Raw genomic sequence first — 18,436 nt, forward strand, 5'->3', positions numbered from 1 at the left:
CAGCGGGTCGTCGCTGTCATGATGCGGGTTTTGGGGTAGCGTGCAGGCTGGCGACGTCCGGCGGTAGGAAGGTATGATGGCCGATCTCGACGCAACATTGGCTGAAATCCTCGGGCCCAGGGGGTGGCTTTCGGGCAGCGAAGCCGACAGCTATCGACGCGACTGGCTGGATCGCTATGGCGCGGAGCCGCTTGGCGTCGCGCGGCCGGCAAGCACCGACGAGGTTTCCCGTCTTCTCGCCGCCTGTCGGGTCGCGGGCGCCGCGGTCGTTCCACAGGGCGGCAATACCGGCCTTTGTGGCGCTTCGGTCTGTGGCCGCGCCGGCGGCGTGATCCTGTCGCTCGCCCGGATGACGGCGATCGGCGACGTCGATGGTGCCGGCGGTTCGGTCGAGGTCGAGGCGGGCGTGGTGCTGGACCGTCTGCACCAGACGCTGGGATCGTCTGGACTGATCTTCCCGATGCATCTCGGAGCCGAGGGCTCGGCGCAGATCGGCGGGCTGATCGGCACCAATGCCGGCGGCAGTCACGCAGCGCGCTACGGTATGATGCAGGATCTCGTCCTTGGGCTCGAGGTCGTTTTGGCGGATGGCTCCGTCTGGAATGGGCTGCGCGGCGTCCAAAAAGACAATGCCGGCTATCAGCTCCGCCGGCTGTTTTGCGGCGCCGAGGGCACGCTCGGCATCGTCACCAAGGCGGTCCTGCGGCTGCACCCGGCGCCGAAGGGGCGGGCGACGGCGCTGTTGTGCCTGGCCAGTGCGGACGCCCTCGTCGCCTTCGGGGCGCGGCTGCGCAGCGAGGCGGGCGAATTCGTCAACGGCCTCGAATTCTTCTGCGATCTCGGGCTCGATCTCGTCCTCAAAAATCTCGACGGCATCGACTTTCCGCTGGAAAGCCGCGCGCCGTTCTATCTTCTCGTCGAATTGACCGCGTCCTCGGCCAAGGTGCCGCTCGACGAAATTCTTGAAGAGGTTTTGACGGCCGGCATGGAGGAGGGGCTCGTCACCGACGGCGCGCTCGCCCAGTCCGAAGCGCAGCGCCTCGCCTTCTGGCGGTTGCGCGAAGAGCAGCCGGAGGGGCAGCGTCTGGAAGGGACGCAGCTCAAGCACGACATTTCGGTGCCACCGGGCAAGCTCGCCCGCTTCATCGCCGAGGCCGCACCGCTTTGCGAGGCGATCCTGCCGGGCGTGCGGCTCAATCCCTTCGGCCATCTCGGCGATGGCAATGTCCACTACAATTTGAGCCCGGCCGCCGGCGCCCCGGACTTCGCCGGTCACGGCCAGCGCTTTGCCGTGGAGCTCGGCCGGCTGGCGAGCGAACTGGGCGGCAGCTTTGCCGCCGAGCATGGTCTTGGCCGGGCGAAGATCGCGCTGGCAAACGCGCTGCGCGGGGCGGTCGAGCGCGATTTGATGGGGCGGATCAAGGCGGCGATCGATCCCGCCGGCATCCTCAATCCGGGCGTGATCGTCGACCCGGTCTTAGCAAGGCAAAATGTCTCGTAAGACGCGTTTTATCCCGATGTCAGCGGCGTTCGTCGATCGGCCGCAGACCGAAGCGCACCAAGCGGTTCTTGGCGCGGATCGTCAAACAACCGAGCTGTGAAGGCCTGTGCGCAGCCGAGGACCGCGCAACCCCGTCATCTGAATTGACGCGTAGATTAGATCCAGATGCGCAAGAAGTCGATCGCGTCGGCGTGGAGGTCTGGGGTCGCCGCCGCGATCACCCGGCCTTGCGACTCAAAGCCGAGGGGCTCGCCGCACCAATCGGTGATGACGCCGCCGGCGCCCTCGATCACCGGCACCAGCGCCATGAAGTCATAGGGCTGCAGTCCGACCTCAAGCACCAGATCGCAGTACCCGGAGGCCAGTAGACCGTAGATGTAGCAGTCGCCGCCGAAGCGCCGCATGGCAACGCGCGCGGACATCGCGGCAAGTGCCCCGGCAGTGTTGCTTGTCGTAAAGCCGTCCGGGCTCGTGGTATAGAGCCGCGCTGCGTCAAGCGCTCGGCAGTCGTTGGTGCGCTGCTTTGCACCTGCCAGCCGGGTTTCTCCCGGGGTGCCGATCCAGCGCTCGCCGGTTGCCGGAATGTCGATCACGCCAATCCGCGGGGCCCCGTCTACGGCCAGCGACACAAGGGTTCCAAACAGCGGAAAGCCGGTGATGAAGCTCTTGGTGCCGTCAATCGGATCGAGCACCCAGATGTGCTCGTCGCCGTTCTTGATGCCGAACTCTTCCCCATAGATGCCGTGGCTCGGAAAGTGGGCCTCGATCATCGCGCGCATTTCCGCTTCGATGGTTCGGTCGGCGATCGTCACCGGGCTTTCGTCGGCCTTGGAATCGACCGGCAGCGCGGTGCGGAAATAGCCAAGCGCGATTGGTCTCGCCTTGTTGCAGAGTGTTCCAGCGAAGTCAGCGAAGTCGTTCCAGTCGGTGGCGGCAATGTTGGGAGAGGCGGTGGGCATCAAAGCTCCTTTGGACGGCAGGCCAGCACGGATCACAGATAGTCGATCAGACGCGCGGGAGCTTCCATGCACCATATTTGTGACAACCGAAATCGACGGGTGGAGACACGGTTCTCCACCATCGCCCAGAGGCCCCATTTGTAGTCGGCAAGACCCTTGTGGACCACATCAGCCGGGCGAAATGGCTGCGCTTCGCCGCGCCGAAATAGGCTCCTACAGCATCGGCCCGAAAATCGGAATCGATGTTCGGCAAAGCACGATGCGTCAATCCAAAGAGTGAGAGGATCCCTTCGACGTCCGATCGGACGCATCCCGCCTGCAGTTCGTGATCGGTCTTGTCGTCGAAGACCATTTCGCCCGACCCAATGGCGATATAGGTATCAGGCACCGATTTCCTTGACCCAATCCCAATAAACCTTGGTGATTTCTTGGGTCTTGGGCCCCGGCTTGCCGTCGCCGATCACATGGCCGTCGATCTGCGTGACGGGGGTGACGCCGCCGAGCGTCCCGGTGACGAAGGCTTCGTCGGCCGAATAGGCCTGGGTCAGGGTGAAATCCTTCTGAAAGGATGGGCCGATCTTTTCGCCAAAGAGCGCGATGACATGGCCGCGGGTGATGCCGTTGAAGCTGAAAAGCCCCGGCGAGGTCCACAATTGGCCTTTGCGCACGATGAAGAAGTTGGTCGAATTGCAGCTTGCGACATAGCCGCGCTGATCGAGCATCAAGGCTTCGTCGGCGCCGGCGGCGATCGCCTGCACCAGCGCCTGGATCAGGTTGAGCCGCGAATGCGAATTGAGCCGCAAGTCGAAGACGTCCGGGGTCGAGCAGCGGAAGGTCGAGGTAAAGAGCTTCAGCCCGCTTTCAGCAAATTCGGTGCGCGGGCGCTTGATCTCGGCGATGATCACCACGGTCGCCCCCGACGCCATGAAGCGCGGATCCTGGTTCGGCGTGGTCTTGCGGCCGCGCGAGATCATCAGCCGGATATGGGTGTCGGTGGAAAAGCCGTTCCTCTCGCAGGTCGCCAGAAGCGCGTTCGTTACCGCCTCGCGAGTCATGCCGATGTCGAGGCTGATCGCCCGGGCGCCCTCAAAGAGCCGATCGAGATGCAGGTCGAGGGACAGGAGCTTGCCGTTGACCAGACGGATGCCTTCCCAGATGCCGTCGCCGAGGACGAAACCGGCGTCGAAGACCGAGACGGTCGCCTTGTCGCGGTGGACGAAGTCGCCGTTCAGCCAGATCAGGGCATCGTCGTTTCTCGGATCGCCCTCATAGGACTGGGCGCTGGAATGCGGGGGCATGATGGATCCTTTCGTCTGTGATGCTGCCGCTCGAATGACATGACCGTTTGCCGTTTCCCTCTCGGCCTCGGTTCAAACGCTACGCCGGCGTGAGATGTATGGCCATCGCCTGCCGCTTGGCGTCTGGCAGGGGCTGCGCGGCAAGCCGAAGTTCAATCAGGGGCATCGCACCGCCCATCGGCGCGGCGATGGGCGGTCCGCTGGCTACAGCATCGGCCCGAGCATCGGAATCGATTTTCGGCAAAGCACGATGCGTCGATTCAAAGGGTGAGAGCATCCTTTCTGCGTCCAAAGGGACGCAGGGCGCTGGAGGGTGGTTCTTTCGGATGAGCATTCGACACCGCTCTCGGCGCGATCATCGCCGAGATCCGCACGCATATGGTCCCTGGTGCTTTTCAAATGGAAGCCATGCCCATCGAGCGGCAGAAACGGATAGCGCCGGGGATTGGATCGTCGGCCGCCATGCTGCGGTCACTGCGGATCGCCCGGCGATGCGGGTTCAGACGGACGCGTCGGACTTAGCCTCTGAAGCCGCCAGCCATGCCCCGACCGTCTTGGCGTCGATGGGTTTGGAGAAGTAGTAGCCTTGGCAGTGGTCGCAGTGTTCGCGCTTCAAAATCTGATATTGACTGTCGGTCTCGACACCTTCGGCTGTGATGTCGGCGTTGAAGGTTTTGCCAAGGCTGATGATCGCGCGGATGATCGAGAGGCTGTTGGTCGAGTGGTCCAGCTCGGTGATGAAGGACTTATCGATTTTGATCCTGTCGAAATGAAATTTCTGCAAATAGGACAAGCTCGAATAGCCGGTGCCGAAGTCGTCAAGGGCAATGTGCGCGCCGAGATCCTTGAGGCGCTTCAGAACAGCGAGATTTTCTTCGGTGTCGCCGAGGAGAACCGATTCGGTGATTTCCAAAACGAGACGGTCGGCTGAGAGGCCGGAATCGGCGAGCCCCCGCTTGACCTCTGTGATGAGGTTGGGGCGAGCGAACTGACGGACAGATAAATTGACCGCGACTTTGACGTGGCGCGGCCATGTCGCGGCGGTTTCGCAGGCGCGCCGCAAAACCCAACAGCCGATTGAGCCGATCAGGTTGATACTCTCGGCAATGGGAATGAACTCGACCGGCGAGATTGGCCCGAGTTCGGGATGGTGCCAGCGCAGCAACGCTTCGCAGTCGACCGGTCGCTTGGAACGGGCATCCACGATCGGCTGATAGACGACGTCGAGCTGATGGCGCTCGAGGGCATGGATGAGATCCCGGCGCAGCCGCCGTTCGCGATCGGCCTTCTCTTCCATTTTCGGGTCGAACAGGACAAAGCCACCGACGCCGTTCGCTTTGGCGGCATAGAGTGCGAGATCGGCGTGCTTTAGCAGTGCGTCGGCTTCGCGACCGTCCTGGGGATGGAAGGCGATGCCGATGCTGCAGCCGACCGTGACCTCCTGTTCGTCGATGTCGAACGGCTTCGAGAGACTGGCGGTGACGGCGGTGGCGAAGTGTTCGATCGCGTCCCGGCTCGCGCAGCTGCGCCCGATGATCGCGAACTCATCGCCGCCGAGACGAGCGACGATGTCGTTGGGCCCCTTGATGTCCAACAGCCGATTGGCGACCTGGCGCAGCAGCGCGTCACCCGCCAGGTGCCCGAAACTGTCGTTGATCGCCTTGAATCGATCGAGGTCGAGGAGATGCAATGAGAAGCCCGGACTTCGATCCGCGTCGATCGAAAGTTCCAGATCGAGCAGATCCTGAAAGGCGAAGCGGTTCGGCAGTTCGGTGAGAACGTCGTGGCGCGACAGATAGCGATTGCGCTCCTCGATCTCGATTCGTTCGGTGACATCTTCCGACACGCCGAGGATGTAGAGCGGATCGCCGTTGCTGTCCGGCACGGGAACCTTCTGTGTGCGCAGGATGCGGGATCCCCGCGGCAAACTGATCTTGTGGTTTTCGACGACAACCGCGCGGGACCCGCTCTGCACCCTTCGATCGGCTTCGAGATATTTCTCGATCTCCGCAAAGGGCAACAGCTCGCTGGTCTGCTTGCCGATGACCGCGTCACGATCCTGATCGAGAAAGCGTTCGCCGGCCCTGTTGAGCAGGACGATCCGCCCGTCTTTAACGGTCTTGACCAGCAGCATGGAGGGAATGTTCTCGATGATCGCATCGAGGAAAATCTGCGTGCTTTTCAGCTCGTTGGCGGCTCGTTCGCTTTCCGTTACGTCGATGACGGCGACGACGATCGCGAGGCGGCCCTTGTATTGAATCCGCCGCGCGAACGTCAGAACCCGGATCCGCGCACCATCGGCCTTCACATGTGTCCAGGGTGTCGTGGGTTCGTAGGATTCTTGGACGCTGGTCAAAATCCTGGCGGCCTGTTGACGTTCCTCAGGCAGCCGGACGTCAAGGACCGACCGCGCCAACATCTCTTCGCGCGAATATCCGTAGAGTTCGCAGACCGCATCGTTCGTTGCAAGAAAGCGCAGATTGCCCGTGTCGATGATCCACATCGGAACGGGGCTCTGCTCGAACAGCATTTGAAATGAGGCTTCGCGACGCTTGCGTTCGGAAACGTCGCGAATAATGGCGCCCATATGGATCACGTCGTCGGTCGTCCAGAAGCCGGCCGAGAATTCGATGGGCACGTCTCTGCCGCAGGCGTTGCGAATACGGGTCTCAACCGTCGACAAGGCGGTATGGCGCTGCGGCCATTTCTCAAACCGCCGCGCGGCCGCAGCGATCCGCTTGACCAAGGATGCGGGCAGCAACTCCGCCAGCGGCTTGCGGAAAAGCTCGTGCTCGTTCCAGCCGATAATCCGCTTTGCCGCGGAATTGGCATAGGTGATGGTGCCGGGCAGAGCGACGTGCAGAATGGCGTCCGAGGTTGTTCGGCTCAAGGCGAGGGCGGCATTGTGTTCTTCGGTCAACCGCTTCAGTTCGAACTGGTCCATGACCAACTTGGCAAGCGTGAGCAGGCGCCGCTGGTCTTCGTCGGAAAAGTCGAGGCGGGCGCGAGTGTCCGCGATGCTGAGAGCGCCGATGACATAACCACGTGGCGTGATCAGCGGCGCTCCGGCGTAAAAACGGACGTGCGGATCTTCGACGACCTGTGGAGCGAATTTGAAACGGGGGTGCTCGTGTGTATCAAGGATGGTGGTGACACTATTGTTGTCGACAGTATAAGCGGAAAACGAGCTTTCGCGCGATGCCTCGTTATCTTCGAAGCCAAACCGCGATCTGAACCAGATGGAGTCTTTCTCGATGAGCGAAATGAATGCGTATCGGGCGCCAAAGATGTCCGACGTCAATCCGACGATGTGATCGCTGAGGTGAGGAGGCCGCTTCTTCAGAAATTTGTACTTTGAGACTTCTTCAAGACGAAGCGATTCATAATCGCTCAACGTCGTGTCGGCGGGCGCGTGGCGCATGTCCGGAGCCTACGATTTTCGAGAAAAGGTTTTGTGAAGAGGTCTGATTGATGCAATGTCATTCTGTTGCTCATTCAACCAAAGGAATACTAAATATTCAATAAGCTCGCCTATCGAATTGGGCGGACAAACGGCCAGTCGGTCACAGCGCTTGCCGCGGCTTTGCCGCATCGGCACTGCAGCGCCAGCCGTGACGTCAACCCGGCGTGATGGTCGACGCCTGGTCGTGGATCGTTCCTCCACGCCGGAGAGTTTCGGTGTTGTCGCTTGCGCTTCGGGCCGACGATGCGACCGAATTTCAACGCACAAATATCATAATATCAAAGAGTTATGGCGTCACCTGGGATCTGTTCGGACGCAGAGAGTTTTCATTTGAATTGATAATCAAAGCGAAATGCGCTTGTGCCCGCCGTCCGCGGAGGCGAAGCATCATCCGGTCCATAGCCGGCCGGCGGGCGTCATTATTCGGGATTTTCGAGGCTGAAGCGATCGGTCTCGTCATCATCGGCAACGAGTTCCGCGGAGCGGCCCCACCGCGTAATCATATGCAACTTATGATCGAGATGATTGGCGGACAGGTGGCCGTCGCATTCGTCGCGGATGTGCCGGGCACGGATGTCCTTGATTGGCGTGTGAAACGGTGGCGCCAAGTGAACGCGTGGATGCGGTCGCTCGGACGCAGGGCGCCTTAGTGCAGGCCGAACTCCGCCATCAATTCCTGCCGTAGCGCGACGAAGGCGCTGCTCGTGCGCTCGCGCGGCCGCGGCAGCGAAACGTCGATCAGCCGCGGTGCCTGCGTTCTGTTGCGCGAAAGAACAAGCACGCGATCGGCGAGAAACACCGCTTCTTCCAGGTCATGAGTGACGGTAACCATGGTGACGTTCTCTTCGCGCCAGATGCGCACCAACTCTTCCTGCATCGCCAGCTTGGTCATCGCGTCGAGCGCACCGAAGGGTTCGTCGAGGAGCAGGATCTCGGGCTGCGTGGTCAAGGCCCTGGCGATGCCGACTCTTTGAGCCATGCCGCCCGAGAGCTGCCGGGGATAAGCCTCTTCAAAGCCGGCTAACCCGACCAGGCGCAGATAGCGGCCGGCCCGCTCCCTTGCCGTTGCCGGCGCGGTCCCGCGGGCCTCGAGCCCGAAGGCGACGTTGCGCAACACCGTCAGCCAAGGCAGCAGCCGCGGCTCCTGGAAGATCACCGCGCAGGCGCTGCCGAGCCCGCCGGCCGGCTCGCCGTCGATCAGGATATCGCCGGTATCGGCGGTCTCCAGGCCGGCGAGAATACGCAGCAGCGTCGTTTTGCCGGCGCCGCTCGCGCCGACGATTGCGAGGCTTTCGCCGCCGCGGATGGTGAGATCGAAATTTGTCAGGATCGGAATGCTCCGTCCCTCGAGGGCGAAGCTCTTGTGAAGTCCGCGCAGGGCGACTTCGCCGCGCAGCGGCACCGGCAGCGTGGTCATTGTGCCGTCTCCTTCTGATTGATCGCCTGCCGTTTGTCGCCAGTCACCAGCAGCACCTGAGACGGGGTGAGTTGGCCGGGCTGTAACTGACCGCTGCGGGTCATCACATCGATCCAGAAGGCGACATCGCGATCGGTCGGTAGACCGCCGGGGCGAACGCCATAGCCGGAGAAATATTGCGCGAGGTCGGGGTTTTCGTTGCGGCTTTTCAGGACGCGGGCAAGAATGGTCTTGGTTTCGGCCGGATGCGCCCGGGCGTAGTCTAGCGCGCGGGCTGATTCCTTGACGAACAGCTGGGCGGCTTGGGGGTGCGCTTTGACGAAGTCCCGACGCAGCACGGTGAAGCCGCCGGCGATGGTGCCGAGGACGTCGGTATCCGTGAACACCGGCCGGATACCGCCATGGGATTGGGCAAGGCCAGCAAAGGTCGTCTGCCAGTAGCCGAAGGCCGCAACGTCCACTTGATGCGAGCGCAACACCTGTTCGAGCTGCGGACCCGGCACGGTAACGAGTTTTGCCGCATTGGCCGGCAACCCGGCCGAGGCGAGGGCGACCCGTGTGGTGTAGTCGAGATGGGCACCCAGCGTGTTCACGGCGATGGTCTTGCCGGCCAGATCCTGAATCGAATGGATCGGGCTGTCGTTCAAGACGGCGAAGGTGCTGTGGACGGTCTTGTCGATGCCATTGGTCGGATAGGCCGCGACGAAGGGATTGCCGCTGGCGATCGCGTTGAGCACGGCCGGCGTCGCCGCCGTGCCGATATCGGCGGTGCCGGAGGCGAGGGCGAAGAGCGATTCCGGGCCGCCCTGGGAATAGCCGACATTTTCAAAGCGGATGCCGGTGCCTTTAAAATAGCCGAGCTGCACGGCGAGTTCGTGGGCCGAGAGCTCGCCACGTTCAGCCATATAGCGCATGGTGACGGTGTCCTGTGCGCGGGCTTCGGCGGCTAAAAGGCCGAGGAACGGTGCGGCCAGAGCGAGAATGCGAAGTGTCTTGAGCATGTCGATGTCCTGTGGGTTCAAGGGAGGCGGAGGAAGGTTGCGCGCGCAAGCGCCGCCCTTGTCAGACGATGCGCTCATTCCAGCGGCACAGCCGCCGCTGCAAACCCAGGAGGAGGGCGTTTGCGGCCAGTCCCAGCAGCGCCAAAAGGACGATCGCCGCGAACATCAGCGGGATCTGAAAATTGTACTCGGCATTCATCACCTGGAAGCCGAGGCCGCTGCGGGCGCCGATCATTTCGGCGGCGATCAGCAGCAACAGGGCGGTCGTCGCGGCCAGCCGCAAGCCGACGAAGATCGCCGGAATGCTGGCGGGCAGGATCACCCTGCGAAACACCGTCAGCTGGTTGGCGCCATAGCTGCGGGCCATTTCAACGAGCTTCGGATCGACCTCCTTTACCCCGCCGATGGTGGCAAGCAGGATCGGAAACACCGTCGCCCAGAAGATGACGAACACCTTCGACATCTCGCCCAGCCCGAACAGCAGGATGAAGATCGGATAGAGCGCCAGCGCCGAGGTCTGGCGGAACAGCTGAAGGATCGGATCGAGCGCACGCTCGATCGGTTCAAGTTGGCCCATCAAGAGTCCGAGCGGAATGCCGAGGCCGACGGCGGCCAGAAAGGCGAGGCCCGCGCGCTGCAGGCTGATCGCCATGTCGCCGGCAAGCGTGCCCTCGAAGAGACCAGTCCAGAGCGCAGCTGCGACCTTATCGATGCCGGGGAGAATGGCGGGGCTCACCCAGCCAAGTGTGCTGGCGGTCTGCCACAGCGCCAGGAAGGCGGCGAGCGCGCCAAACCGCATGGCGAGGCGGCGCAGAATGGCCAGGGGCCTCAGCAAGATGAGAGGGCGATCGGCACGCGGTTTCAATAAGCCGGAAAAGTCGCGTGGCAGCGCTTCATAAGTCATCGTTTCGTCTCCTCGTTCACTCGGCTGCATCGGCGAGGCCGGCCCTAAACGTCCACGGATTGGTCGGACGCGGCAGGCGTGGCTGATGCGGGTGCGAAGGGCTCGAAGCGGCGCGCGGTGCACTCGAGCATGGCCGGGTGCTCCGTACGCCGTCGGCGAGGATCGGCCCGTCGGGCCATTGGCCGAAGCCGCTGGCAACATTAATGTGGCCAGCCGGACCGAGGTCGACCAAGGCCGATCCCCAAGCTTCGGCGTGTCGCTTGGCACGGGCAAAGGTCATGAAGGGATCATTGCGGCTGGCGACCACCGTGGAACGGAACGGCAGCGGATGATCGAGAGCGCCGTCGAATTCGCCGAACAGCCGGTCGTGTTTGGCGAGAAAGTCGACATCGGCGGGGGCGACGAGCAGCGCGCCCGCCACATGCGCCGCCGCAGGGCGCTGGGCGAGATGCGCGACGAGAATGCAGCCGAGACTATGGGCGACCAGAACCACGCCAGGGGTGGCAACGAGATAAGACTCGAGGCGGTGCAGCCACTCGGACAGGTGCGGCCGGTGCCAGTCGTCCTGTTCAACGACGCCGGCTTCCGGATCGTCGATCGCCCAAAGGCGCTGCCAGTGCTCCGGCTCGGAGCCGCGATATCCAGGCACGAGGAGAGTGCGGATCATATGGGATCTCCCGAAAGCGTCGGTCCTCATCATGCAAAGCTTACGAATGCGATCCGGGAACAGGAAGAAACAATCTACTAATTTGATAGATAATTCGGGTAATGGCTTTGCGTCTTTCGGTCTCGCCGGAAACGCCGCGGGTCTGATCAGCCTGCGGTGGTGTTTTGGGCTGCTGTTCGGTTATTCCCGCCGCTCAGCTGCGTGCGCAGGCGTGCGGCGAGCATAGCCGCCTGGACTCGAATGTCGGGAACGGCGGTGATTTCCCAGAAGCGCGAGCGCGTGACCGGCCCAGCGGCGTAAAGCCGTGGCACAGAACGGCCGCTGGGGTCGATCAGCGCGCAGCCGTCATCGACGTCAAGGCCGATGTTCAAGGCGTCGCGGCGAGCCAGGCCGCGGGCGATCAGTTGTGCAGACAGCCCATCGTCACAGCTTTCTTGGGGCCGCAAAATGCCGGTGCAATCGATCACCCGGACGATGTCAAGCTGCTCCTCGCGGCGGCTGTCACGGTGGCGAATGCGCGCTCGGTGGCCCATGGCGGTCGGCTCTGTCGCCAAGAGGCGCCCCGCGAGAATGCGCAGCCGACCCTCGGCGATCATCGTGCTGAGCCGGGCGTTGCTTTCGGGGGGAATGCGGTGGCGATGGACTTCCCAAAAACTCCGGGCGTGGCGCAGGAAACGCTGGCGGGCCTCCAGGGGTAGCGACTGCCAGATGCTTTGGATATGCGGGCGGATGCCGTCGATGACGTCGCGCCAGTCGGCGCCGTGCTCGATCCGCCAGCGAGCGGTCTGTCGGAACCAGTGGGTCAGATAGGACAGCTCGGTGCCGAAAGGCACGTCGGCCGCGTCGATCTTCAGCGGCTTTGTGCGCTGATGGGGGCGGGGCAAGAGGCCCCGCCGTGACAGGGCGGTAATCGGCCCGCTGTGTCCCTGTCGGGCGAGCTGGAAGACGCTGTCGACCATGGAGAGGCCGGTGCCGAGAATCAGCACCGGATCGTCGGTGCCGATCGTGTCCGACGAGCATTGCCAGGGCGAAATATAGGGGCTTTGCGGGCCGTAGGCCGGCACCGGATGACCCGTGGCAAGCACCGCCGCGTGACCGATGTGCAGCTCCCCCGTCGCCAGTTCGACGGCGACGCCGAATTCGGAGGTCTTGAGGCTGGTCACCTCGCCTTGCAGGACTTCCAGCCGGCCATCGCCCTGTGTTGGAAGCCAGTCGGTGACGAGAGCATCGAGATAAAGGCCGAAAAGCCCGCGGCGCACGAAGCAAAACGCGTCCGGGCAGACCGCGTCGGGCAGCGACGGCGCGTTGCTCTGCAGCCAGCGCCAGAAATGCTCGGGATCGTCGGCATAGGCGCTCATGCTGCCGGCGCGGGTGTTGAGAATGTGGTCGGGCTCGTCGGTATCGTAGGCGATGCCGCGACCGATCTGGGCGCGCCGCTCGATGATGGTCACGCGAAGGCCCGCGGTGTCTTCGCGCAGCAGATGGGCCGCAAGGATCACGCCCGTCGCGCCGCCGCCGACAATGATGATCCGGCCGGCGCTCATCGCGCGCCTCGCAGGATTGTGGATGGTCGGCCGACAGTTAGCCGTTGATCGCCAGTTGCTCGGCCGTCTGATCGACGAGTTGCGGCATGGATCGCAGCTCCGAAAGCGTCTTCTCGTCGAGAATGGCGGAGATCGCGTTGCGCACTTCGAGCATCACCAATCGAACCGAGCAGCTCTCCTCGTCCTGGCAATCGTTGCAGCGCCGATAGGCCGTCCGGCTGGCGCAGGGAATCGGCGCCAGCGGTCCGTCGAGAACGCGCAGGATATGCCCGACGCGGATCTGTGCGGCGTCGCGGGCCAGCGTGTAGCCGCCATTGCGGCCTTTGCGCGAGTGCACGAAGCCGGCCGTCCGCAGATCGCCCAGAATCGTATCCAGGAACTTCTTCGAAATATGGTTCGCCGTGGCGATCTCTTCCGACAGCGCAAAGGAACCGGAGGGTGTTCCGGCCAAATACAGCATGGCCTTCAGGCCATACTTCCCCTTCATGGTCAGCATGCGAAATCCGGTCTTGCGGCAGTGTGGCGATTATCCCCTTTCTCCATAGACGAATGGGGCGATGGGTCGCAAGGACGAAGGAGACAAGGCTTCGAATGGTCGCATCGTGGGCCATGCGTGCGCTCCTGCCTCAGCCGCGTTTTCGCGGCGATGGCGTCTCTGCGGAGGGTGACCCGTCAAGGACCAGCGCGACGGTTTCCGTTGGCAGGGCGGTGCTCACGCGTCGAGCATGGTGCTGGGCGGCGCCGCTGGTCAGGCCGAAAATGATGGCGAGAACGAAGGCGAAGGCTGCGATCGTGCACAGCCAATGCCGGAGGGTGACAGAGGCGGTCATGGCGACCTTTCGACGACTCTCGGACGTTGGCGGTTGCGGTGAATAGGATGTCGGCCTCGCGATGCCTGGGAGGATCGGGCATTGGCCGCCTCGCTCGCCAGTCGCACGTCCGCTCCAAAGCATGTTGGTCGCTGGCAGAGCGTCCCCGATGACGGCCCGGCGCAAAGGCCGAATGTCGGGGGTAGGGGTCTTCGCATCCATCGGGCGTCTCCATGCTTGGAAGGCGGAACCGCGACTGGGTGGGCCGAAGTGTGAAAGGGTAGCAGCAAAAACCAAATTGTCTACAAAATTTATAGGGATAATTCTGAAGGGCCTTTGATATCAGGCCTATTCCTCGGTATCGCGTTGTCTCAAGCCCGCGACTGGGACGCTTTCGGTGGCTTGTCGTCCGATCGCAGGCATCGCTTCGCAGTTGCCAGGCCCACCGCCATCGCTCGGCAATTACCTGGCGAGGAACGGGTGGTGCGGGCGCATGCGCCAAAACCCGGTCATCGCCGCCTGACGCCGGGCGCAAGCGAGAGGCGTTGGACGCGCCTGGTCAGCGCCATGTGGTCTGATCGCATCGGAACGACACGCTTGTGATCCGGCTAGTTTGAAGATGGGCGAGGGGCTGTTGGATCGTTCGCAGCCAAAACGTTTGTCGGTTGCCGCAAATGCTACCTCAGGATGCCGCTGCGGTGGCTTCCAAGTGTTGACAGAGCAACCCGTAAAAAAACTGTCATTCAATGTCACTATTCAGCGCCGGTCGAGCGTGTTTGGCGACCCCACGGCGGGGCCCGCGCATCGCACATCCAATTCGATCGGAGTATTCAGATGAAATCGTTCCGGCGCCTCGCCCTGTTGATGAGCGCGGCAAGCTTCACCGTGTCGGCCACCGCTGCTTATGCCGAGCCGTCCCAGGCGCTTATCGACGCCGCCAAGAAGGAGGGCACGCTGACCACCATCGCGCTGCCCCATAGCTGGTGCGGCTACGGCGAGGTCATTGAGGCTTTCAAGAAGAAATACGGCATTCAGGTCACCGAGCTGAATCCGAATGCCGGGTCGGGCGACGAGCTCGAGGCGATCAAAGCCAACAAGGGCAATAAGGGGCCGCAGGCGCCTGACGTCGTCGACGTCGGCTTGTCCTTTGGCCCGGCGGCCAAGAAGGATGGCCTGCTGCAGCCCTACAAGGTGTCCACCTGGGCGACGATCCCGAACGACGTGAAAGACGCCGACGGCTACTGGTATGGCGACTATTACGGCGTTCTCGGCTTCGGCGTAAACAACGACGTGTTCAAGGAGAACCCGACGAGCTTCGCCGATCTGAAGGACAAGAAATACGCCAATTCGGTTGCTCTCGAGGGTGACCCGCGCACCGGCAACAGCGTCATGATGTCGGTCTATGCCGCTGGCGTCGCCGAGGGCGGCAAGCCGGGCGCCGATGCGCTGAACAAGGGCATCGCCTTCTTCAAGGGCCTGAAGACGAGCGGCAATCTGGTGCCGGTCAACGGCAGCGCCCAGAACCTCGCCCAGGGTGCCACGCCGATCTATTTCGACTGGGACTACAACCTGCTCGCCATGCGCGACAAGCTCGGCGGCAATCCGCCGGTGTCCGTCGTCGTCCCGTCCGATGCCGTCGTCGCCGGCGTCTATGTCCAGGCGATCTCGGCCTATGCGCCGCATCCCAACGCCGCCAAGCTGTGGATCGAATATCTCTACTCCGACGAAGGTCAGCTCGGCTGGCTGAATGGTTACTGCCACCCGATCCGCTTCAACGACATGGTCAAGCGCGGCATCGTTCCGCAGGCGATGCTCGACAAGCTGCCGCCGGCAAAGAACTACGCCAAGGCCGTCTTCCCGACCCTCGCCCAGCAGTCGGAGGCCAAGAAGGCCGTCGCCAAGAACTGGGGCCCGGAGATGGGCGCCAAGTAAGGCACCCGGAACCTCTCAATGGGGATCGGCGGCGCAACCCGCGTCGCCGATCATCGGTATTTTGACGGAGGCGTTCGTGGCCGACATCGCCCGACAGCCAGATGAGACTCCCGCCGGGCTATCCGCCATGGAGCGTGCGGTGATCGATACCGCCGCCCCGGTTGCGCTTGGCCTCAGCCCAACGGCTGTTGCGGGTGCGTGTCGCGCCCGGTTAAATTGGGCCTGGCTCGGCCTTGTGCCCTTTGTCGGCTTCACCCTTCTGTTTCTGGTCGCTCCGGTCTTCTATTTATTCCATGGCGCGTTCACGAATGCGGCCGGGCAGTACACGCTCGAGAATATCGTGGCGCTCACGGGGGCGCAGATCGGCGCGGCCTATTGGCTGTCGATCCGCCTGAGCTTCGTCTCGGCGGCGATCGGCACGGTTACCGGCGGTCTGCTCGCCTATGCCCTGATCCTCGGGGGTATGCCGGCCTGGGTGCGCAAGGCCTTCAACAGCTTTTCCGGCGTCGCCTCCAACTTCGCCGGTGTGCCGCTGGCCTTCGCCTTCATTGCCACGATCGGCCGGCTCGGTCTCGTCACGTTGCTCCTGCGCGACGCGTTTGGGATCAATCTCTACGCTTCGGGCTTCAGCCTGTTTTCCTTCTGGGGTCTGGCGCTGACCTATCTCTACTTCCAGCTGCCGCTGATGGTGTTGATGATCACGCCGTCGATGGAAGGGCTGCGCCCCGAATGGCGCGAGGCGGCCGAGATCCTCGGCGCCAGCCGTGGCCAGTATTGGCGGATGGTGGGGCTGCCGGTGCTCGCCCCCTCGGTGATCGGCTGTTTCCTGCTCCTCTTCACCAATGCCTTCGGTACGCTCGCCACGGTTTTCGCGCTGACCGGTTCCAATTTTTCGGTCGTCCCGATCGTCCTTTACAATCAGATCCGCGGCAACGTGCTCTACAACCCGAATCTCGGCTACGCGCTGGCGCTGGGCATGGTGCTGATCATGGCCTTTTCGAACACGCTTTACTTCCTGGTGCGCAGTCGCGCGGAGCGGTGGCGCAAATGAAGACAATCCGCCTGTTCCCGACCATCATCACAGTGCTTGCGGGGCTATATTTCCTGGTGCCGCTGATCGCGACCTTCAAATTTTCGTTGGAGATGAAGCGCGGCGAACTGTCCTTCGCCGCCTACCAGTCGGTGTTCCAGAGCGATACCTTCGTTCAGGTGATCGGCTTTTCCGTTGTCGCCTCGCTCGTCGCGATCGTGCTTGGCGCGCTGCTCGTCGTTCCGACCGCCTACTGGGTGCGGCTCAAATTGCCTAAGGTCCGCCCGTTCATCGAGTTTGTCAGCATTTTGCCGTTGGTGATTCCATCGGTGGTGTTGGTGTTCGGCTATGCGCGGATTTATGGCACCGGATCGTTCTTGCCGCTGACCATGACCGAAACCGGGCTGAACGTGCTCCTGGTCATCGGCTATGTCGTGCTTTCGTTGCCCTATATGTATCGGGCGGTCGATAACGGCATGGCGGCGATCGACATCGCCACGTTGACCGAGGCGGCCGAAAGCCTTGGCGCTTCGCGCCTGCGCACCATCCTCGCGGTGGTGTTTCCGAATGTGCGCTCGGCGATCGTTTCAGGAGCGTTTCTCACCTTTTCGATTTCGCTCGGCGAATTCGTCATCACCAGCCTGCTCAACCGGCCGGCCTTCGGGCCGTATATGGTGCAGATCGGCCAGGATTATGCCTATCAGCCGGCAGCCCTGGCGGTAATGGCCTTCGCTGTCACCTGGGTCTTCATGGCGCTGATGGAATTCTTCGGCAGCCGCCGCCCGGGGCAAAGGATTTTCCCGAGATTGCGTGTTTCCCGTTTCCGGAGGGTCGGATCATGAGCTTTCTGGCGCTGGCTGCCATCAGCAAAAGTTTTGGACCCAATCAGGTCGTCAAGGACTTCAATCTCTCCGTCGGCAAGGGCGAATTCGTGTCCTTCCTCGGCCCGTCCGGCTGCGGCAAGACCACCGTCTTGCGCATGGTCGCCGGCTTTGAGACGCCGAGCGCCGGTACGATCCGGATCGACGGCCAGGATGTGACCCGGCTGCCCGCCAACAAGCGGCGCATCGGCATGGTGTTTCAGGCCTATGCGCTGTTTCCGAACATGAGCGTCAGCCAGAACGTCGCCTTCGGACTCAAGGTGGCGGGGGCCGATCGTGCCACCATCAGCCGCCGGGTCGGCGAGATGCTGGAGCTGATCAAGCTCGATCATCTCGGCGAGCGCTTTCCCTATCAGCTCTCCGGCGGCCAGCAGCAGCGTGTCGCCCTGGCGCGGGCGCTCGCGCCGAAGCCGAATTTGCTGCTGCTCGACGAGCCGCTCTCGGCGCTCGACGCCCAGATCCGCGTCTCGCTGCGCGACGACATTCGTGCCATTCAGCGCGAACTCGGCATCACCACGATCTTCGTGACCCACGATCAGGAGGAGGCGCTGTCGATCTCCGATCGCGTCGTCGTCATGCATCAGGGTCGGGCCGACCAACTGGGGACGCCGGCGGAGATCTATAACCGACCCGCTACCCGTTTCGTCGCCAATTTCGTCGGCAAGCTCAACACCTTCGAGGCGAGGATCGCCGATGCCGATGAGGGGCAGCTGAACTTTGCCGGAAAGGATTTCACGGCACCCACCCCGCTGCGCGGGCTGCGCAGCGGCGATCCGATCACTGTTGCTTTGCGGCCCGAAGCCTTGGCCTTGCACCGCCGCCACGACGATGAAGCCTCGCTGCAAGGCAAGGTGCTGGACTTCAATTTCCTCGGTTCGGTGATCCGCGCCAAGGTCGAAGTCGACGGCCGGCCGATCTGTCTCGACATGTTCAACCAGTCGGGTTTTACGATGCCGCCGGTCGGAACGGCGACGGAGCTTTACTTCTCCCGCTCCGATCTCCTGGTGCTGCCCGAATAAGGACACGGGAC

At 62.8% G+C, this 18,436-nt stretch carries 15 protein-coding genes and 1 pseudogene; 5 read left to right on the forward strand and 11 right to left on the reverse strand.

The genetic code is table 11. The features are described 5' to 3' along the window. Nucleotides 1-76: 76 nt before the first annotated feature. Nucleotides 77-1,501 carry an FAD-binding oxidoreductase gene (locus J1C48_RS07585; RefSeq protein WP_207257224.1) on the forward strand — a complete coding sequence of 475 codons (1,425 nt, stop codon included), beginning with the start codon at nucleotides 77-79 and terminating at the stop codon, nucleotides 1,499-1,501. A 155-nt stretch (nucleotides 1,502-1,656) separates the two neighbouring features. On the opposite strand, the gene J1C48_RS07590 is transcribed toward J1C48_RS07585, so the two are convergent. From J1C48_RS07590 to J1C48_RS07635, 11 genes and pseudogenes are all read right to left on the reverse strand, one after another. Continuing rightward, nucleotides 1,657-2,460, reverse strand: coding sequence for an inositol monophosphatase family protein (locus tag J1C48_RS07590; protein WP_207257225.1), 804 nt, complete (start codon nucleotides 2,458-2,460; stop codon nucleotides 1,657-1,659). A gap of 46 nt (nucleotides 2,461-2,506) precedes the next feature. Beyond that, complete coding sequence (locus J1C48_RS07595; protein ID WP_207257226.1) at nucleotides 2,507-2,848, reverse strand: hypothetical protein; 342 nt, start codon at nucleotides 2,846-2,848, stop codon at nucleotides 2,507-2,509. Continuing rightward, on the reverse strand, nucleotides 2,841-3,758 hold the full coding sequence (locus tag J1C48_RS07600; protein ID WP_207257227.1) for an aminotransferase class IV: 918 nt from the start codon (nucleotides 3,756-3,758) through the stop codon (nucleotides 2,841-2,843). Before J1C48_RS07600 ends, J1C48_RS07595 begins: the two co-directional genes overlap by 8 nt. Nucleotides 3,759-4,257: 499 nt before the next feature. Next, entirely contained in the window at nucleotides 4,258-6,702 is a 2,445-nt protein-coding gene (locus tag J1C48_RS07605) for a sensor domain-containing protein (RefSeq protein ID WP_231081719.1), read from the reverse strand. A 60-nt stretch (nucleotides 6,703-6,762) separates the two neighbouring features. Continuing rightward, nucleotides 6,763-7,179: pseudogene (locus J1C48_RS19250) on the reverse strand (GAF domain-containing protein); the annotation flags it as partial. Between the two features lie 688 nt (nucleotides 7,180-7,867). After that, complete coding sequence (locus J1C48_RS07610; RefSeq protein ID WP_207257229.1) at nucleotides 7,868-8,638, reverse strand: ABC transporter ATP-binding protein; 771 nt, start codon at nucleotides 8,636-8,638, stop codon at nucleotides 7,868-7,870. After that, nucleotides 8,635-9,639, reverse strand: a complete 1,005-nt coding sequence (locus J1C48_RS07615; protein WP_207257230.1) for an ABC transporter substrate-binding protein — start codon at nucleotides 9,637-9,639, stop codon at nucleotides 8,635-8,637. The genes J1C48_RS07610 and J1C48_RS07615 overlap by 4 nt, the downstream gene beginning before the upstream one ends. A 61-nt stretch (nucleotides 9,640-9,700) precedes the next feature. Next, on the reverse strand, nucleotides 9,701-10,543 hold the full coding sequence (locus J1C48_RS07620) for an ABC transporter permease (RefSeq protein WP_207257231.1): 843 nt from the start codon (nucleotides 10,541-10,543) through the stop codon (nucleotides 9,701-9,703). A gap of 16 nt (nucleotides 10,544-10,559) precedes the next feature. Then, nucleotides 10,560-11,210 (reverse strand): alpha/beta hydrolase, encoded by a 651-nt coding sequence (locus tag J1C48_RS07625; RefSeq protein ID WP_207257232.1) that lies wholly within the window; start codon nucleotides 11,208-11,210, stop codon nucleotides 10,560-10,562. A gap of 146 nt (nucleotides 11,211-11,356) precedes the next feature. Further along, nucleotides 11,357-12,754, reverse strand: a complete 1,398-nt coding sequence (locus J1C48_RS07630; protein ID WP_207257233.1) for an FAD/NAD(P)-binding protein — start codon at nucleotides 12,752-12,754, stop codon at nucleotides 11,357-11,359. Between the two features lie 37 nt (nucleotides 12,755-12,791). Continuing rightward, nucleotides 12,792-13,250, reverse strand: a complete 459-nt coding sequence (locus J1C48_RS07635) for an RrF2 family transcriptional regulator (protein ID WP_207257234.1) — start codon at nucleotides 13,248-13,250, stop codon at nucleotides 12,792-12,794. A gap of 1,147 nt (nucleotides 13,251-14,397) precedes the next feature. Between J1C48_RS07635 and J1C48_RS07640 the strand changes: the two genes are divergently transcribed. From J1C48_RS07640 to J1C48_RS07655, 4 genes are all read left to right on the forward strand, one after another. Next, on the forward strand, nucleotides 14,398-15,495 hold the full coding sequence (locus tag J1C48_RS07640; protein WP_207257235.1) for an ABC transporter substrate-binding protein: 1,098 nt from the start codon (nucleotides 14,398-14,400) through the stop codon (nucleotides 15,493-15,495). A gap of 127 nt (nucleotides 15,496-15,622) precedes the next feature. Beyond that, entirely contained in the window at nucleotides 15,623-16,546 is a 924-nt protein-coding gene (locus J1C48_RS07645; RefSeq protein WP_207257377.1) for an ABC transporter permease, read from the forward strand. Then, a complete protein-coding gene (locus J1C48_RS07650) occupies nucleotides 16,543-17,367 on the forward strand; it encodes an ABC transporter permease (protein ID WP_207257236.1) in 825 nt (274 codons plus the stop codon). The genes J1C48_RS07645 and J1C48_RS07650 overlap by 4 nt, the downstream gene beginning before the upstream one ends. After that, entirely contained in the window at nucleotides 17,364-18,425 is a 1,062-nt protein-coding gene (locus tag J1C48_RS07655; RefSeq protein ID WP_207257237.1) for an ABC transporter ATP-binding protein, read from the forward strand. Before J1C48_RS07650 ends, J1C48_RS07655 begins: the two co-directional genes overlap by 4 nt. Nucleotides 18,426-18,436: the final 11 nt, after the last annotated feature.

This window comes from Jiella flava (genome assembly GCF_017349315.1).
Lineage (GTDB): Bacteria > Pseudomonadota > Alphaproteobacteria > Rhizobiales > Rhizobiaceae > Jiella > Jiella flava.

Bases quoted from the DNA above. Each gene is read 5' to 3' on its own strand.
- J1C48_RS07640 (WP_207257235.1), top strand. From the start codon at position 14,398: ATGAAATCGTTCCGGCGCCTCGCCCTGTTGATGAGCGCGGCAAGCTTC.
- J1C48_RS07625 (WP_207257232.1), bottom strand. From the start codon at position 11,210: ATGATCCGCACTCTCCTCGTGCCTGGATATCGCGGCTCCGAGCCGGAG.
- J1C48_RS07655 (WP_207257237.1), top strand. From the start codon at position 17,364: ATGAGCTTTCTGGCGCTGGCTGCCATCAGCAAAAGTTTTGGACCCAAT.
- J1C48_RS07645 (WP_207257377.1), top strand. From the start codon at position 15,623: ATGGAGCGTGCGGTGATCGATACCGCCGCCCCGGTTGCGCTTGGCCTC.
- J1C48_RS07590 (WP_207257225.1), bottom strand. From the start codon at position 2,460: ATGCCCACCGCCTCTCCCAACATTGCCGCCACCGACTGGAACGACTTC.
- J1C48_RS07635 (WP_207257234.1), bottom strand. From the start codon at position 13,250: ATGCTGACCATGAAGGGGAAGTATGGCCTGAAGGCCATGCTGTATTTG.
- J1C48_RS07620 (WP_207257231.1), bottom strand. From the start codon at position 10,543: ATGACTTATGAAGCGCTGCCACGCGACTTTTCCGGCTTATTGAAACCG.
- J1C48_RS07605 (WP_231081719.1), bottom strand. From the start codon at position 6,702: ATGGACCAGTTCGAACTGAAGCGGTTGACCGAAGAACACAATGCCGCC.
- J1C48_RS07650 (WP_207257236.1), top strand. From the start codon at position 16,543: ATGAAGACAATCCGCCTGTTCCCGACCATCATCACAGTGCTTGCGGGG.
- J1C48_RS07585 (WP_207257224.1), top strand. From the start codon at position 77: ATGGCCGATCTCGACGCAACATTGGCTGAAATCCTCGGGCCCAGGGGG.
- J1C48_RS07600 (WP_207257227.1), bottom strand. From the start codon at position 3,758: ATGCCCCCGCATTCCAGCGCCCAGTCCTATGAGGGCGATCCGAGAAAC.
- J1C48_RS07615 (WP_207257230.1), bottom strand. From the start codon at position 9,639: ATGCTCAAGACACTTCGCATTCTCGCTCTGGCCGCACCGTTCCTCGGC.
- J1C48_RS07630 (WP_207257233.1), bottom strand. From the start codon at position 12,754: ATGAGCGCCGGCCGGATCATCATTGTCGGCGGCGGCGCGACGGGCGTG.
- J1C48_RS07610 (WP_207257229.1), bottom strand. From the start codon at position 8,638: ATGACCACGCTGCCGGTGCCGCTGCGCGGCGAAGTCGCCCTGCGCGGA.